15 protein-coding genes and 1 tRNA gene are annotated in these 15,875 nt (G+C 67.9%); 5 read left to right on the top strand and 11 right to left on the bottom strand.

Features of this window, described 5'->3' with window-relative positions; genetic code table 11:
• Window positions 1–23: 23 nt before the first annotated feature.
• Window positions 24–1,238, bottom strand: coding sequence for a tRNA (adenosine(37)-N6)-threonylcarbamoyltransferase complex transferase subunit TsaD (tsaD, locus tag Q7J26_RS08400; RefSeq protein ID WP_304936012.1), 1,215 nt, complete (start codon window positions 1,236–1,238; stop codon window positions 24–26).
• Between tsaD and hemC the strand changes: the two genes are divergently transcribed.
• From hemC to Q7J26_RS08380, 4 genes are all read left to right on the top strand, one after another.
• Entirely contained in the window at window positions 1,237–2,190 is a 954-nt protein-coding gene (gene hemC / locus Q7J26_RS08395; protein ID WP_304936011.1) for a hydroxymethylbilane synthase, read from the top strand. The genes tsaD and hemC overlap by 2 nt on opposite strands.
• On the top strand, window positions 2,187–2,924 hold the full coding sequence (locus Q7J26_RS08390; RefSeq protein ID WP_304936010.1) for a uroporphyrinogen-III synthase: 738 nt from the start codon (window positions 2,187–2,189) through the stop codon (window positions 2,922–2,924). Before hemC ends, Q7J26_RS08390 begins: the two co-directional genes overlap by 4 nt.
• 40 nt (window positions 2,925–2,964) lie before the next feature.
• Window positions 2,965–3,040: transfer RNA gene (locus tag Q7J26_RS08385), tRNA-Thr, on the top strand.
• Between the two features lie 376 nt (window positions 3,041–3,416).
• A complete protein-coding gene (locus tag Q7J26_RS08380) occupies window positions 3,417–3,770 on the top strand; it encodes a helix-turn-helix domain-containing protein (RefSeq protein WP_304936009.1) in 354 nt (117 codons plus the stop codon).
• Between the two features lie 4 nt (window positions 3,771–3,774).
• Here Q7J26_RS08380 and Q7J26_RS08375 read toward each other — a convergent pair whose 3' ends face one another.
• Genes Q7J26_RS08375 through Q7J26_RS08360 form a run of 4 tightly spaced genes read right to left on the bottom strand, consistent with a single transcriptional unit; the run spans window position 3,775 to window position 5,435 of the window.
• Window positions 3,775–4,134: a hypothetical protein gene (locus Q7J26_RS08375; protein ID WP_304936008.1), complete on the bottom strand. Its 360-nt coding sequence runs from the start codon at window positions 4,132–4,134 to the stop codon at window positions 3,775–3,777.
• 21 nt (window positions 4,135–4,155) lie between these two features.
• Window positions 4,156–4,605, bottom strand: coding sequence for a hypothetical protein (locus Q7J26_RS08370; RefSeq protein WP_304936007.1), 450 nt, complete (start codon window positions 4,603–4,605; stop codon window positions 4,156–4,158).
• Window positions 4,606–4,618: 13 nt separating this feature from the next.
• Window positions 4,619–4,960, bottom strand: coding sequence for a hypothetical protein (locus Q7J26_RS08365; RefSeq protein WP_304936006.1), 342 nt, complete (start codon window positions 4,958–4,960; stop codon window positions 4,619–4,621).
• A gap of 28 nt (window positions 4,961–4,988) precedes the next feature.
• Window positions 4,989–5,435, bottom strand: coding sequence for a helix-turn-helix transcriptional regulator (locus tag Q7J26_RS08360; RefSeq protein ID WP_304936005.1), 447 nt, complete (start codon window positions 5,433–5,435; stop codon window positions 4,989–4,991).
• 135 nt (window positions 5,436–5,570) lie between these two features.
• Between Q7J26_RS08360 and metK the strand changes: the two genes are divergently transcribed.
• The gene (gene metK / locus Q7J26_RS08355) at window positions 5,571–6,776 is read left to right on the top strand and encodes a methionine adenosyltransferase (protein ID WP_304936004.1); all 1,206 of its coding nucleotides are present in this window, start codon (window positions 5,571–5,573) and stop codon (window positions 6,774–6,776) included.
• A gap of 4 nt (window positions 6,777–6,780) precedes the next feature.
• Here the strand turns inward: metK and Q7J26_RS08350 are convergent, their stop codons facing one another.
• The 6 genes from Q7J26_RS08350 to Q7J26_RS08325 all read right to left on the bottom strand — a co-directional run bounded on the left by Q7J26_RS08350 (window position 6,781) and on the right by Q7J26_RS08325 (window position 15,852).
• Window positions 6,781–8,052 carry a pentapeptide repeat-containing protein gene (locus Q7J26_RS08350; RefSeq protein WP_304936003.1) on the bottom strand — a complete coding sequence of 424 codons (1,272 nt, stop codon included), beginning with the start codon at window positions 8,050–8,052 and terminating at the stop codon, window positions 6,781–6,783.
• 53 nt (window positions 8,053–8,105) lie between these two features.
• Window positions 8,106–8,735, bottom strand: a complete 630-nt coding sequence (locus tag Q7J26_RS08345) for a bifunctional diaminohydroxyphosphoribosylaminopyrimidine deaminase/5-amino-6-(5-phosphoribosylamino)uracil reductase RibD (protein ID WP_304936002.1) — start codon at window positions 8,733–8,735, stop codon at window positions 8,106–8,108.
• Window positions 8,732–9,445 (bottom strand): 2,3-diphosphoglycerate-dependent phosphoglycerate mutase, encoded by a 714-nt coding sequence (gene gpmA / locus Q7J26_RS08340; RefSeq protein ID WP_304936001.1) that lies wholly within the window; start codon window positions 9,443–9,445, stop codon window positions 8,732–8,734. Before gpmA ends, Q7J26_RS08345 begins: the two co-directional genes overlap by 4 nt.
• Before the next feature lie 261 nt (window positions 9,446–9,706).
• On the bottom strand, window positions 9,707–12,241 hold the full coding sequence (locus tag Q7J26_RS08335; RefSeq protein ID WP_304936000.1) for a TonB-dependent siderophore receptor: 2,535 nt from the start codon (window positions 12,239–12,241) through the stop codon (window positions 9,707–9,709).
• Window positions 12,242–12,463: 222 nt separating this feature from the next.
• Window positions 12,464–14,392 (bottom strand): methyl-accepting chemotaxis protein, encoded by a 1,929-nt coding sequence (locus Q7J26_RS08330; protein WP_304935999.1) that lies wholly within the window; start codon window positions 14,390–14,392, stop codon window positions 12,464–12,466.
• Between the two features lie 65 nt (window positions 14,393–14,457).
• Window positions 14,458–15,852 carry an OprO/OprP family phosphate-selective porin gene (locus Q7J26_RS08325; RefSeq protein ID WP_304935998.1) on the bottom strand — a complete coding sequence of 465 codons (1,395 nt, stop codon included), beginning with the start codon at window positions 15,850–15,852 and terminating at the stop codon, window positions 14,458–14,460.
• Between the last annotated feature and the right edge of the window lie 23 nt (window positions 15,853–15,875).

The raw sequence follows: 15,875 nt of genomic DNA, 5'->3' as shown, positions 1-15,875 counted from the left end.
CCCTCCCGAGGCGGTCTCGTTGGTCATGCTTTCGCGCCCTTGCGACCCGGCTTGTGCGAAGGATCGGCCAGGGCGCGCGCTTCGTCCAGCGGCCATCGCGGCCGGGCGACCACGTCGATGTCGCTGGTCAACCCCAGGGCCAACCGTTCCGCCCCCGCCAGGGCGATCATGGCCGCATTGTCGGTGCAATAGGCCAGGGGCGGCGCCAGGAAGTCGAAGCCGTGTTTCGCCGCCGTCGCCTGCAGGGTAGCGCGAATGGTCTTGTTGGCCGCCACGCCGCCCGCCACCACGAACAGCCGGTGATCATGGGTCTCGGCATAGGCGGCCAGGGCCCGCTCGGAGCGATCCGACAGTTGGCGGGCGATGGCGCTCTGGACCGCATCGGCCAGATCGGCCTTGTCCTGCTCGGTCTCGCAGGTCTGGGCGATGCGGAAGGCGGCCGTCTTCAGACCCGAGAAGGAGAAGTCGCAGTCCTTACGGCCCAGCAGGGCGCGCGGAAGATCGATCTTCGATCCGTCGCCTTGCTGCGCCAGCCGCTCCAGCGCCGGGCCGCCGGGATAGCCCAGGCCCAAGGCCTTGGCGATCTTGTCGAAGGCCTCGCCGGCCGCATCGTCGATGGTGGCGCCGATCCGGCTCATGTCGCCGACGCCGCGCACCTCGAGCAGTTGGCAGTGACCGCCCGACACCAGCAGCAGCAGAAAGGGATAGGCGACCTCCTCTCCCAACCGGGCCGAGACCGCATGCCCCTCCAGATGGTTGACCGCCACCAAGGGCAGGCCCCGCGCCAGGGCCGCCGCCTTGCCGAAGCTGAGGCCCACCATAACGCCGCCGACCAGGCCCGGCCCCGCCGTCGCGGCGATCCCGTCCAGGCCGTCATAGCCCAGGCCGGCCTCGGCCATCGCGCGGCGTGTGACCCCGGCGATCATCTCGACATGGCTGCGGGCGGCGATCTCGGGCACGACGCCGCCATAGGCCGCGTGATCGTCGATCTGGCTGTGAACGACCGAGGACAGGACCTCGGCCCGGCCGCCCCGTTCGGACGGGTGCAGGCGCACCACCGAGGCGGCGGTCTCGTCGCAGCTGGTCTCGAGGCCCAGCACCGTCAGGGCTTCACCAGGAACGGGGGGGACATCCCGTCCAGTTGCCGCTGCGGCGCCGCTGCTATAGTCGGCGGAACTCTCCATCGGGTCGAGGTAGCGATCCGGCGCCCTGCACGCAACGACCCAAGCGAAGACCATGACCTTTCCTCTCCGCATCGGCACCCGGCGCTCCAAGCTGGCCCTGGCGCAATCCGGCATGATGCAGCGGGCCATCGGCCGCGCCCTGGGCGTGGCCGAGGCCGAGATCGAGGCCGCCGTGCCCCTGGTCGAGATCGTCACCACCGGCGACCGCATCCAGGACCGCCGCCTGATGGAGCTGGGCGGCAAGGCCCTGTTCACCAAGGAGATCGAAGAGGCCCTGCTGGCCGGGCGGATCGACATCGCCATCCACTCGATGAAGGACGTTCCCGCCGAACAGCCCGAAGGTCTGTGCATCGCCGCCATCCCGGAACGCGAGGACGCCCGGGACGCCTTCATCAGCCGCGACTTCGCCGCCTTCGACGACCTGCCCTTCGGCGCGCGCCTGGGCACGGCCAGCCTGCGCCGCCAGGCCCAGGCCCTGGCCCTGCGGCCCGACCTGCAGATCGAGATGCTGCGCGGCAATATCGACACCCGGCTGCGCCGCGCGGCCGAGGGCGACTTCGACGCCATACTGCTAGCGGTCTCGGGCATGGCCCGATTGGGCGTGACCGACCATATCCGTGAAAAACTGTCGCTGGACGCCTTCCTGCCGGCGCCGGGCCAGGGCGCCCTGGCCATCCAGACCCGCGCCGCCGACATCGACGCCCCCTGGGTCGCCGCCCTGAACCACCCGGAGACTGCCGTCGCCGTCGCCGCCGAGCGCGGGGCCATGACGGCGCTGGAGGGGTCGTGCCGCACCGCCGTCGGCGCCTATGCGCTGATCGAGGGCGACACCCTGCGTCTGACCACCGAAATGCTCAGCCCCGACGGCTCGGCCCGCTGGCGCCGTGTCGGCGAACTGTTCCAGCCGACCGAAGCCGACGCCCGCGCCCTGGGACAGCGGCTGGGCGGCGAGGTCCACGGCTTCGCCGGCGACCAGGAAGTCGATCCGGCGACCCTGGACGGATGACCGCCCCGGGCGCCGCGGATCGGAGCCCCCGTGTCTGGATCACCCGCGCTGAGCCCGGCGCATCGCGCACCGCCGCCCGCCTGCGCGACATGGGGTTCACGCCCCTGATCCAGCCCCTGTTGGCGGTCGAGGCCCTGACGCCGCTGGTCCCGGATCTGGATCGGTTCGCGGCCCTGGCCTTCACCAGCCGGAACGGCGTCGCCGCCTTCGCCGCCCTGACGCCCCGGCGCGACCGGCCGGTCTTCGCCGTCGGGGACGCCACCGCCCAGGCGGCGCGCGAGGCCGGCTTCGTCGCCGTCCGCTCCGCCTCGGGCGACCTGACCGCCCTCGCCCGCCAAATCGCCGCCGAACTGAGCGACGCCGCCCTGCTGGCGCCCCAGGCCGAAACGCCCGCCGGTGACCTGGCCGCCGCCCTGGCCGCCGCCGGCGCCCACGCCGTCAGCCTGTATCCCCTGGCCGTCTATCGCACCATCCCGACCGCCGCTGCGCCGCCAGAGGCGTTTGACGCTGTGCTGATCCATTCGCCGCGCGCCGCTCAGGCCCTGGCCGTCCTGGTTGCCGGCACGCCGTCTGCGTTGCGCCTGGCTGGAGCCGTGATCGCCTGTATCTCGCCCGCCGCGGCCGCGCCCCTGACCGCCGTCGGCCTGACCTCGGCGACGGCGGGGACCCCGGACGAGACGACATTGCTCGCAACCTTGAAAGCGGCGCTTGGCAAGCGCGATACGCCCGTATAAAGAGCCCCTCTCGCGCGGGCCGCTTCGCCCTCGCGACCGGGCCGCTTTAGCTCAGCCGGTAGAGCACATCATTCGTAATGATGGGGTCAGGTGTTCGAGTCACCTAAGCGGCACCACCACTTCCCGAGTCTCCAGAGGGCTTATGGCCCCGAGACTTCGATGCGAAGATCCAGCATCGCACCGCTGCAGGAAAAATATCGGAATCGGATCCGACCAGTAGTTGTCGGGCTTTCCTCGGGCCCGGCTTTCAGTCCCTGGGAGGGACGTCACAAGCTATCCCGTTAACCTGATGCGAGTTTGAAACACCAGCATCAGCCGGAACAGTCTTGGTTACTTTCGTTTCAGTTGCGAAAGATTCGCTCAGAACCTCTCCCTCAAGTTGAATATTTACCTATTTGCGGTACGTAGGATTCCTGTATCGTCGAGCTTTGGCTTGACGCACCTGTCGTTTTCAGGCCTGACGCTGGTATTCTCGCTCCCCCGAAGGCCAAGATGAACGACGCAGTCGACCCTGTAGACATCGCAATCGGCGCCCGCATTCGCGCCCGTCGCGAGGAACTCCGCATCACCCAGGCGCAACTGGCCGCCGGCGCCGGCGTGACCTTCCAGCAGATTCAAAAGTATGAGCGAGGCGTCAACCGCGTCTCGGCCGCACGCCTGCTTCAGATCGCTGCTGTGCTCAAGTCCACGGGCGCGGCTCTTCTGGGCGAACTCGAGACGGCCGAGGGCGACGAACTGGTTCTGGCCGCGCCGGGCGTGGCGGAACTGTTGTCCGCCTTCCGCAGCATCCGTGACGCCGAAAAGCGCGACGCCCTGCTGATCGTGGCCAAGGGCCTGCGCGGCTGACCCGTCAGACCTGAGTCTGTCTCAGCACGCGCTCCACCGGTTCGCCGCCCAGCGCGCCGGCCGAGGCGTCCGCCAGCCAGGTCTGGACCGCGACGATCGCACGAAGATCGAGACCGTCAGAACGTCCCGCATCGGCGATGTTCTGGCGCACGACCTCGAGCAGACAGGCGGCCTCGGCGGCGTTGACAGGCTGGTGGTTGAGCAAGCTGGTCTCCGCCTCGACCATCGGTCCGAGATCCAGGTCGGCCAGCAGATTGTCTTCGCTGCCCGAGAGGCCCGATCCGCCGAGCTTGTCGGCCAGTCGGGCCGTGTCGAACCAGGACCGGAAAAGCGGCATGAAGGTCTTCAGAGGTTGGGTATTCACGCTGTGATGTCCTTGTAGATTTCAGGCGATGCGCGACTTGGCGCTAAGGGATGTTTGAGGTCTGGCGTAGGGGGCCGAGGTCGCTTCCCAGACGCCGATCAGACCCAGGATCATGATCTCCACCCAGACCACCATCCGCGTCGTCACGATCGACCAGGTGAGGACGTCGGATCCAAACAACGACGCGGCATGGGTGCCGAGCGCGAGAAGCTGGGCCCCGGCCGCGAACAGCAGCCACCACCGATCGTAGCGAAGACTGAGCCGGACGAACCAGGCCAGAAGACTGACGGAAACGACGGCGACCGCCCATCGGAATTGACCGATGACCAGATGATCGACCCAGCCGGAAGCCAGCTGGGCGACGAAAAGGCCCACGGCGGCCTCGCGCTCGGGCCGACCGCCCTTCCAGATGAGCAGCCCCAGCGCCAGGATGGTCAGGGCCGTGCCGAATATCCAGAGCGGCGAAGGCATTCCGTCGGACCGATCAGGCGGCCAGATGCAACACGCCGGACGACGCCGACGCCTGGGGTTTGCTCTTGTCTTCGCCCATGCCTTCCAGACGCCAGCCGATGGCGTGGTCGTCCGCCACCATCGACAGCCCCGCGTGGCCGGCGGCGACCGCCGCTCGAACCGTCGCGAGCCGGTTCAGACCGGTCACGATATCCTCGAGCGCCGCCTGACCGACCTCGGCCGCCAGCCGCGCCTCGACCCGCCCCTCGAGCGCGGTCTGGATCAGCTTGCTGACCTCGATCATGGCCTGGTCGATCGCGTGTTCGGCGGTCCTGACCTGGCGAGCGACTTTCACCCCGACGTTCATGTTTCGCATTCTGCCGTCCTCCAAAAGGATCCCCGCGTCAGCGGGCCCATTCGGGAGCGATCCGGTCAAACAGGGAGGGAACCACCATGCCTGCCGTCACGATCCCGATGGCGAGCAAGAGGGCGACGGCGGCCCCCGCCACGATGACCGCCAGTCGTGCGCCGACGCCGCGAGGCGGAGCCGGCAAGGACCAGGCGGACCGAACGAGCGGGCCGTCGTCGTCCGATCGTTCGGCCGACGCCGCATCAACAAGCCCGTCTTCCGCCGGTTCGGGAATGAGTATCGGTTTCCCTGAGTAGCCGTTACTCAGCCGGCGGGCCGCCAGTCTGCGGTCCGACACGCCCAGTTTGACATAGGCGCGATGCAGGTGATTGCCGACCGTGCGTGGGGAAATGCCCAATCGCGCAGCGATCTCCTTGTCCTCGAGGCCCAGGCCGGCCAGGCGAACGCACTCGATCTCTCTTGGCGACAGGCTCTCAGGCATCACGCGCTCCCCCGCTTGGTCATAGCGGATTTCGCCGCCACGACCAGACACGGCGTGACCAAAGACGGGAAGATCACTTGAACATATAAGCATGTCTTTATATGTTTGCCGGGCTGACATTGACAGGAGCCTCTTTTGGCCGCTCGTTCTTCCTTCTTCTTCACCTCGGAAAGCGTCTCCGAGGGCCACCCCGACAAGGTCGCCGACCGTATCTCGGACACCGTCGTCGATGCCTTCCTGTCGAAGGATCCCGAGGCCCGCGTGGCCTGTGAGACCTTGGTCACCACCCAGCGCATCGTCCTGGCCGGCGAGGTCCGCGCGACCCAGCCGGGCAACACCAAGGAAGAAAACGAGGCCTTCACCCAGTCCATCATCGACAGCCTGGAGCCCCTGGTCCGCGCCGCAATCAAGGACATCGGCTACGAGCAGGACGGCTTCCACTGGGAGACGGCGGACTACGCCTGCCACCTGCACGCCCAGTCGGCCGACATCGCCGTCGGCGTCGACTCGACCAATGAGAAGGACGAGGGCGCGGGCGATCAGGGCATCATGTTCGGCTATGCCTCTAACGAGACGCCGGAAATGATGCCGGCCACCCTTCAGTACAGCCACAACATCCTAAAACGTCTGGCCGAGGTCCGCCACGCGGGCGGCTCGCAACTGGAGCCGGACGCCAAGAGCCAGGTGACGATCCAGTATGAGGACGGCAAGCCGGTGCGCGCCACCTCCATCGTCCTGTCGACCCAGCACGCCAAGGGCCTGAGCTCGGAACAGGTCGCCGAGATCGTCAAACCCCATATCCTCGACGTGCTGCCGGAAGGCTTCACCGATGAGAACACCGTCTGGCACATCAATCCGACCGGCATCTTCGAGATCGGCGGACCGGACGGCGACGCCGGCCTGACGGGCCGCAAGATCATCGTCGACACCTACGGCGGCGCGGCGCCCCACGGCGGCGGCGCCTTCTCGGGCAAGGACCCGACCAAGGTGGACCGTTCGGCCGCCTACGCCTGCCGCTACCTGGCCAAGAATGTGGTCGCGGCCGGCCTGGCCGACCGCTGCACCATCCAGATCTCCTACGCCATCGGCGTGGCCAAGCCCCAGTCTATCCACGTCGACCTGCACGGCACCGGCAAGATCTCTGAAACCCTGCTGGAAGAGAAGCTGCTGGGCCTGATCGGCGGGGCGACCCCGCGCGCCATTCGTAGCCATCTGGGGCTGAACAAGCCGATCTACGCCCGCACCACCGCCTATGGGCATTTCGGCCGCGAGCCGGACGCCGACGGCGGTTTCAGCTGGGAAAAGACCGATCTGGTCGATCAGTTGAAGGCGCTGGCCTAATCGCTCAGGTGGCCTGATCGTCCAGGGTCAGGCCGCGAACGCCCGTCAGATTGGCGCCCGTGAGGTCCAGCTGACGGGTCTGGGCGCCGTGCAAGGTCGCGCGGCCAAGGTCTGCGTTGGTCATGACGGCCCGGCGCAAATCGGCGCCCGACAGATCCGCCCCCCTCAACACCGCCCCGGTCAGGTCCGCCGACAGCAGCCGATCGGCCGCGATCAGCAGGGGACCGAGCTGGGCGCCCCGCATGTCGGCGCCGTTCAGCTTGGCGTTCTTCAGTCGCGCCCCGCGCAGGTCGGCGCGATAGAGTTTGGCCGAACGCAGGTCGGCGTTCTCCAGGTGTGCGCCTTGCAGCTGCACCCCCTCCATATCCAGGCCGTAGAAGATGGCCCCCTTGGCCGATAGGGCGGTCAGGTTCAGGCCGGTGATCGACTTCAGCGGTCGCAGGTCCACGCCGTCGAACACCGAGGGCTGACCTTCGCTTCCGCCCGTTTCACACCAGCGGGCGTGTTCGCGCAGCATCTCCGCCGCCGGCATCCGGGCCACAGACTCGCCGACCGTGCTCTTGTCAGTCAGGGCGCCTTCCATATTGGCGCCGTCGGCGCACCACATGGTCATCTTGCAGCCCACCAGAATGGCGTCGCGCATATCGGCGCCGGACAGGTTGGCGCCCGAGAGGTCTGCGCCCGCCAGGTCGGCGCCGCGGAAATCGGCCTGTTTCAGGTTGGCGCGGACCATCTTGCAGTCCTTCATCACCGCACCTGAGAAGTCGGCCTTGATGGCGATGATGCCCGACATCTTGGAGCGTTGCAGATTGGCGCCGGCCAGACAGGCCCCGGTCGCCTCGGTCTCCTCGCGCTGACGCGGCTCGATGACCTTGAAGCCCAGTTTGGCGTCGGCGGCGGCGATGGTGCCCTCGCGCAGATCGGCCTCGAACAGGTCGGCGCCCGACAGGTCGGCGCCGCGCAGACAGGCGCCGCGAAGGTCGGCGCGGCGCAGGCTGGCGTCGGCCAGGACGGCGTCCTGCATGTCCGCGCCGAAGAAGTTGGCGTTGTCCAGCTTGGCCCCGGTCAGGTCGCAACCCTCAAGACAGGCGGCGGCGAAGTCGGCGTCGGCCAGGTTGCGCCCCTTCAGGCTCAGACCCGAGATGTCGAGCCAGGCGAAGACCGCGCGCGCGCCGCCGGGACGGGCCTGAAACAGACGGTCGTGCCGGGCGCAGACGACGTCCAGTTCCGCCTGGGTCAGGCGCTTGCGCACAAGGGGTTCAGCAGCCTGGACCATTCAGCCAGATTAACCGCAACCGACTTAAGAAAGCCTTGCGCAACAGGCGGTTGTCACTCGGTCAGCAGACCCTGTTCGCGAAGGGCGTCGGCCAGATCCCCCGCAGAGGTCCAAAGGCGGGTGTAGCCTGCCTCGCCCAGCCGCTTCAGCTCTGTCACCAGATCGGCCTTGGCCGCAGCGACGAACCGGCCGTCGAAGCCGACGCCGTCCGTGCTGATCCGCACCATGGGCCGTCCCGTCTCCAACCGGTGCAGGAAGCCCTCGCACAGGGTCGCGCCCTCGTCGCACATCAGGCCGGTCTCGACCGTCAGACCCTTGGCGCGCAGACGTTCGGTGCCGCGCCCGGCGGCGAAGGGCGACGGATCCAGGCAGGCGATGACGACCCGCTCCACCCCCGCCTCGGTCAGGAAATGGGCGCAGGACTGGCGACCCGACGACCGGGCGCCGCAGGGCTCCAGCGTGACATAGACGGTCGAACCCGCGACCTCGGCCCCGGCGGCCGGCACGGCCTGCTCCTCGGCATGAGGCCGCCCGCCCGGCGCCGTAGCGGCCTGGGCGATGATCCGGCCGTCCTTGACGATGACGCAGCCCACGGCCGGGTTCGGCCAGGTCTCGCCCATGCGAGCGGTGGCCAGGCCTATGGCCTGGGCCATGAAGGCGCGGTCTGCGTCGGTCCAGCTCATGCGACGGTCGGCAGCGCTTCGGCGCGGTCAGCGTCGAGGTAACGGGCCGCCGTCGGCTTCAGATCGGCGTCCAGGTCAATCTCCAGCGGATTTCCGGTCGGGATCTCCACGCCCACGATCTTGTCGTCCGGCACGGCGAACAGCAGTTTGACGATGGCGCGCAGCGAATTGCCGTGGGCCGCGATCAGCACGTCTTCGCCCGCCTTCAGGCGCGGCGCGATCTCGGCGTCCCAATAGGGTTCGACCCGCTCCAGCGTGGTCTTCAGGCTTTCGGTGTCCGGGATCGGCTTGTCGGCGTAGCGGGGGTCGGTGTTGAAATCGAACTCGCCGCCCGGCGCCAGCGGCGGCGGGGGGACATCATAGCTGCGACGCCAGATCTTGACCTGGTCCTCGCCGTGCTTCTCGGCCGTCTCGGCCTTGTTCAGCCCGGTCAGACCGCCGTAGTGGCGCTCGTTCAGGCGCCAGTCCTCGATCACCGGGATGTCGGTCAGACCCGCCGACTGCAGGGCCAGAGCGCCGGTGCGTTTGGCGCGCGTCAGGACCGAGGTGAACATGACCGCCGGCGTGAACCCCGCCTCGGCGATCAGTTCGCCGCCGCGACGCGCCTGGGCCTCGCCCTCGGCCGTCAGATCGACGTCGACCCAGCCGGTGAAACGGTTTTCGAGGTTCCATTGGCTCTGGCCATGGCGGAGCAGGATCAGGCGCGGCATTCGGTCGGTCCTATGCAAACAGACTGTTCGGGTAAGCCGCTGTCATGAAGGGGTCAAGGTTTGCGCCGCGAGGCGATGCTGCATCGCACGCCCGCGCTGCGGTCGCGCCGCTTGCCGCGCCGCAGACCGGCCGCTAGGCTTTGGCCATGTCCGACCGCCTGTTCTTTCCCCTGGCCCTGGCCACCGTCGTCCTGCTGATCGCCCTCGCCGTCGTCTGGCCCTGACGGGCTGGGACGGGCCTGACGCCCGCCCCGCCGAGGATCAGTACAGGATCTTGCGCAGGTTGATCCGGAAGACCCGACCCTGCGGGTCCAGATAGTCGCTCTGATAGTTGACCGGCGTGGCGCCGTCGCTGCTGGTCACCGACACCCGGTCATCGAAGATGTTCTGCACCCCCATGCCGATGCGGGCGCCCTTCAGGAAGGGGAAACGCTCGACCAGGGCGGTGCGCTGGGTCAGGTCGGCGAAGGTGAACAGATTGATCGTCGTCCGGCCCGAGAAGTCCAGATCAGCCGAGCCGGCGGTGTCGCCGTCAACCCTCGTGCCCGACTTCCAGTTGGCGTTGACGAAGGCGCCGAAGCCGTTCTTGGACACGCCGGTCTGCAGCTGGACCTCGTGGCGCGACTGACCGCCCGAGCCGGAGATGGAATCCCCGTCCAGCAGGTCCAGCGGCGCCAGGCCGTCGCGGATAACCACCTCGTCCTGGACACGCCAGGTGTGGGTCACGGAGAGGTTGAACATGCCCTGTCCGGGCTGCATGCCCGGCCCCCGCGAACCGCGCAGACGTCCGCCGCCCGGACCGCCGGGTCCGCCGCCGGGTCCGCTCATGACCACGGTCGTTCCGCCGCCAGGACGTCCGCCGCCGGGGGGCGGACCACCGCCCGGGCCGCCGGGACCCTGGCCCATCAGGGCCGGATTGGCCTTGCCGAAGGGCTTGGAGAAGTTGAAGCCCCACTGCACGTCCTGCTGCTTGCGGCTGGAGAAGTTCAGGGCGCGGGCGTCGATCGACACCAGGTTGCCGTCGGCGTCGCGGACGAAACGGTCCGGCAGGGCGGCCTCGAGATCGGGGGTGATGGCCGGGAAGCTCGAAATCTCGTCTTCCGCCTCGGTGCGGGTATAGGCCAGGTTCAGTCGGAAGTCGGTCGCCGAGAAGGGCTGCCAGTTGACGCCCAGCTTCAGGATGCGCCGATCCTCGGCCTTCAGGTTGGGATCGCCGCCGGTGACCTGTGTGACCTCGACGGTCTGGCCGGTCGAATAGTCGAAGACCGCAGTATTGGGCGTGGAGATCGTGGGATCGTTCAGTTGCTGGATCGTCGGGGCCTTGCCCTCGTTCGAATAGTTGGCCGACAGCGACAAGCGTTCGACCGGCGACCAGTTCAGACCGGCGCCGACGGTGGAGACGCCGCCGAAGTCCGACAGCTCCTGATAGGCCAGGTTCATATTGGCCGACAGATCGCCGATCTTGGGCAAGACGCCGCGATCCACGCTGGAGATCGGAAGGTCGAAATTGGCCTGCAGGCTGCCCAGGTCGCGCGACAGCGACCGGTCGGTCGTGTCACCTGAACTGACGCTTTCGGAATCCAGAGACTGGTGTTCGGCCCCGACCTTGAATGTGGTGGTGACGCCCCCGGCCGGCAGTTCCCAGGCCGTGCCGTTCAGCACCAGTTCGGCCTCAGCCGATTGGGAGATCGAGTTGGCCGTGTCGCGCGCGACGGTCGTCACTGCGCTGGACAGATCGCCGTAAGGATTCACGGTCGTGTCGCCCGCCATGATCGCGTCCTGCAGCGCGGTTTCGTTAACGCCGCGGCCTGTGGTGGTGTCCGTCTCGGTGCGGCTGTATTCGCCCGTCGCCGTCCAGCGCCAGTCGCCCAGATAGCCGTCGAACACCGTGCCCAGCTCGGCGGCGCGGGTGTTGGTCTGACGCGTCAGGGCGTCCGGCAGGTCCACATAGCGATACAGGGTCGCGGCGTCGCCGCCCGCCGACCAGGGATTGTTCTCCGGCAGGTTCAGGGTGAAGCCAGGCAGGCCCAGATAGCTGCGGCTGCTGCTGTCCTCCAGGCTGCCGCTCAGGGTCATGCCGACCTTGTCGTTCAGATCGTGCTTGTAGGTGCCGGCGACCGACGCCTCGGCCGCACGCGGCAGCAGGGTGCGGTAGGCGTTCCGCTCGCCATTGTCGCCCGCCGAGTCGACCGTGTTCGACGCGGATCGGTCGATATTGCGTTCAGTCTCGTAAAGAGCGTTGCTGCTCTCGCCGTTGATGTCCAGCGACCAGCGGTCGGCCCCGGCGATCTTCAGCAGATTGTTTTCGCTGGCCGTCGTGGTGCGGCCGCCCTGGTCCGACCGGCTGACGTTGACCGAGGCGGTCAGCGAGCGGAAGTCGGCCTTCAGCACGATGTTCACGACGCGCTGGTTGGCGCTGTAGCCATAGGACAGGGCCGTCTCTTCCGGCAGGACTTCGAACCGCTCGATGGCCTCGGGCGGAATGCCGCGGATTTCGCGGAAGCCGGAGATGCGGCGACCGTTGACCAGGAAGACCGGCGACCCGCCGCGCGCGCTGCGGGTCTGGGCCTCCAGCAGGGTCACCAGTTCGCCGATATTGGTCGCGCCGAAGGCCTGAATCTGGGTCGAGTCATAAGAGACGATCGGCTCCTGACCGCCGAGGGCCACGCCGCGCCTTGCGGCCGTCACCTCGATGTCGGGCAGAACCGCCGTCGGCTCTTCCTGCTGCAAGGGCTGGATATCGGCGGCGCTGGCGGTCGGAGCGAGTGCGAGCAGCATGAGCGCGGTCGGAGTCATGAAAACCGTGTTCCAGAGTGAAGATTTCAGCCCCTTTGGGCGTGACAAACATGGCTGGAAAGCGGCGGAATTCATGACGTTTTGGAAAGCGTTGCATGCACTCCACACAGCCGGAACTTGTGCGACGGAAACGGATCGATGCCGCGTTCAATAGAGTTTGGCCGGTCTGAATGCGCCCCATGACGGGGACGAGGCGGAACCTTTGTCCCGCCCCGGGTCTGATCAGAATTCTTCCCAGCCGTCGGCGTTCGAACCGACCGCCATGTCGGGTCCGTTGGCGACCTTGACCACGCGCTGTTCCGCGCGCGGGGCCGGGCGAGGCGTAGAGCGCGCCGACGGGGTCGCCGGCGCGGCGGAGGCCGGTTTTCCGCCCGAGACCTGGAAGAAGGACACCTGGGCCGACAGTTCGGCGGTCTCCTGACGCAGGGCGTTGCTGGCCGCCGTCGCCTGTTCGACCATTGCGGCGTTCTGCTGCGTCACCTGGTCCATCTGATTGACGGCGATATTGATCTCGTGAAGGCCGGTCGCCTGTTCCTTGGCGGAGGCGGCGATCTCGACCACCAGATTGCTGATGTCATTGACCTGGGACGCGATGGCCTGCAGGGCCGAACCGGCCTCGCTGACCAGGCGCACGCCGTTCTCGACTTCAGCGCCCGAGCTGTTGATCAGGGCCTTGATCTCCTTGGCGGCCTCGGCCGAGCGCTGGGCCAGGGCCCGCACTTCCGAGGCCACGACAGCGAAGCCGCGTCCGCTCTCGCCGGCCCGCGCCGCCTCGACGCCTGCGTTCAAAGCCAGCAGGTTGGTCTGGAAGGCGATTTCGTCGATGACGCCCACGATCTGGCTGATCTGGCGCGAACCGCCCTCGATCTTCTGCATGGCCTCGACGGCGTTCATCACGACGGCGCCCGAGGCCTCGGCGCTCTGGCGGGCGCCGCTGGTGACCGTGGCGGCCTGGGTGGCGCCCTCGGCGGTCTTGCGGACCGTGACCGTGATTTCATCCAGGGCCGCAGCGGTTTCTTCCAGGCTGGCGGCCTGTTGTTCGGTGCGGCGCGACAGGTCGTCGGAGGCCTGGCTGATCTCGCCGGCGCCGGAGTCGATGCCGCGAACCGAGCCGAGCACGCCGGTCACCGTCTCTTCCAGACGGGAGATCGAGCGGTTGAAATCGGTTTTCAGGACTTCGCTGCGTTCCGGGAAGGGGGCGTCGATGCGATAGACCAGATCGCCGTCCGCCAGGGCGGACAGGCCCTTGCCCAGGCTTTCGATCACGACCGCATTCTCGGCCGCTTCCTTCGCGGCGGCGGCTTCGCGGCGACGGCGCTCGACTTCCGACTCGTCGCGCATCGCTTCTGTTTCGAGCTCCAGCGCCTTGGCGCGCAGACTGTTGTCGCGGAAGATCTGCATGGCCTGGGCCATGGCGCCGACCTCGTCCTTGCGGTCGGTGTCGGGGATGGCGACGTCCAGCTTGCCGTTGGCCATGACCGACATGGCGCCGGTCATGCGACGGACGGGCGCGACCATCAGGATGGAAAGTTGCACGCCCAGGAAGACGGCGGCGGCGACCAGGATCAGACCCCCGACCGCCAGGGCGATGAAGGAGGCGGTGATCGCCGACGCCTGTTCGGCGTCACGCACGTTCATCCGCTCGACTTCCATATCGCGAAGGTCGGTGATGGCTTTGGTGATGTGGGTGACGCGCACCCGGTCGCCGGAATCGATCACGACGCGGCGCGCGGCCTCGATACGGGCGGGGTCCAGCGCCGCTTCTGTCAGCGGCGTGCCGAACTCGGTGCGCCAGGCGGCGGCGTCGGCCTGGGCCTTCTCAACCAGGGTCTTCTCTTCCGGGGTCAGATTGGCGGCGCCAAGAGCGGCGACCGAGGCTTCGAACTGTTCCCAGCCCTTGCGGTAAACCTCAAGATAGTCGGCGTTCCCGGTCAGCAGCACGCCGCGCATCTGCGAGTTCAGGCGAATGAAGCCCTTCTCGGCCACATGGGTGTGGTCGATGATCGACTTGCTCTCGGCGTTCAGTTCAGCCGCCGTCTTCATCGCCGACAATTGGAAGAAGACCGCCCCGATCATGGCGGCCGCGACGGTCAGCAGAAGGGCGAAGGCGATCGCCAGTTTCCGCTGCATCGGGATGTTCTTCGGGTTCATGCGATCATCTCGGCGGCTTTAGGGCGGAAGCCCGGAACGGCGGACCGTTCCGGGCAAGGTGTAGTCTAGAAGGCGGTTTGGACGCGGACAGTGGCGGTGTTGCCGCTGTCGTCGCCGATGAAGGTCCCGGTGCGGTTATCGACCGACCAGGCGCTCCAGTGGGCGGAGACGCGGGTGTTGTTCGTGGGGTACCAGTTGACGCCCAGCAACCAGGTGTCGCCTTCGCCGCCGGTCGGGTTGTCGCTGTAGTCGGCGGTGTCGTAACGGCCGACGATCTCGACCGCGCCATAGCCGTCGGTTCCCAGCGGGTTCAGCACCTTGGGACGTCCCCAGGTGCCGGTGCGGGCCGAAAGCGGCGGCTTTTCACCGGTGATGAAGAAGCCGGCGGAGATGCTGTAGGCGTCCTGATCGAAGTCGCGCGCGGCGGTCTCGACGACGCGCTTGCCGCCTTCGGCCATCAGCCAGCCCGAACGATGCACGCCGCCCAGTTCCAGCCCCAGACCCTTGCTGCCCTTGGGATCGGCGTAGGTTCCGCCCGAGAGGCGCAGATTATCATTGCCGCGCGACGAGACGACCAGGCTGCGCGACGCGATCGACGCATTCGGCGTCAGATCCTCGACGAAGCCCCAGCCGCCGAGATGCAGGAAGCCGGCGTCGGTCTTGAACGGCGACCAGTGGGTGCGGCCCATCAGGGTGACGCTGTCATTGGCCGTGCCGGTGCTGATGGCGTCGCCGGTCACCGACAGCGAGGCGTGCCAGACGCTGCCGGTCAGTTTGGACGACAGGCCGACGCCGTAGGCGCCGCGCTCGGGGCCGATGGTCGAGACCATCAGGCTGCGTTCCAGGAAGGGAGTGACGTCTTCGGCCGTGCCGCCTTCGACGCCACGGTCGTTCAGGCGCTGGCCGGCGGAGATTTCCAGGTCACGACCGCCCAGCTTGCGATTATAGGCCATGAAGGCGTTGGCGACGCTGACCGCGTTGTCGGCGATGTCGCCTTCGATCCAGTAGGTGAAGCCGCCGGGGGTCTTGCCCTGGGCGCCCAGGCGCAGACCGCGCAGTTCGGTGGTGGTCAGGTTGCGGCCGTCGAAGTCCGACCCGAAGGTGTTGGACAGGTCGGCCGTGACGCGGATGCGCGGCTTGAAGGTGAAGGCGCCGTCGGGGCTGCGCAGTTCGGGAAGCCCGCTCGACCAGTCGACGCTGGAGGGCGCGCTGGCGGCCTGGACGACCGGGCGCGGCGCGGCGGCCGTCACCGGAGCCGGCGTTCCTGCGGCGGCGGTCGCCTGAGCCTGAGCCTGGACCTGCGATTGGGCCTCAAGCTGTTCGAGGCGCGCGGACAGGGCCTGCACCTGGGCGCGCAGGGCGGAGATTTCTTCCGCCGTCGGCGTCGACGACTGGGCGAAGGCGGAGGTGGCGAGCGCGGCGAGGCCGACACCCGCCGCGAGGGAGCGGTGGATGATCATGGATAACACTCTTAGGGTGCGAT

It is taken from the genome of Brevundimonas sp., assembly GCF_030656255.1.
GTDB lineage: Bacteria > Pseudomonadota > Alphaproteobacteria > Caulobacterales > Caulobacteraceae > Brevundimonas.
Note: the sequence above shows the minus strand (reverse complement) of the source record. Positions and strands in the feature narration are given on the sequence as shown.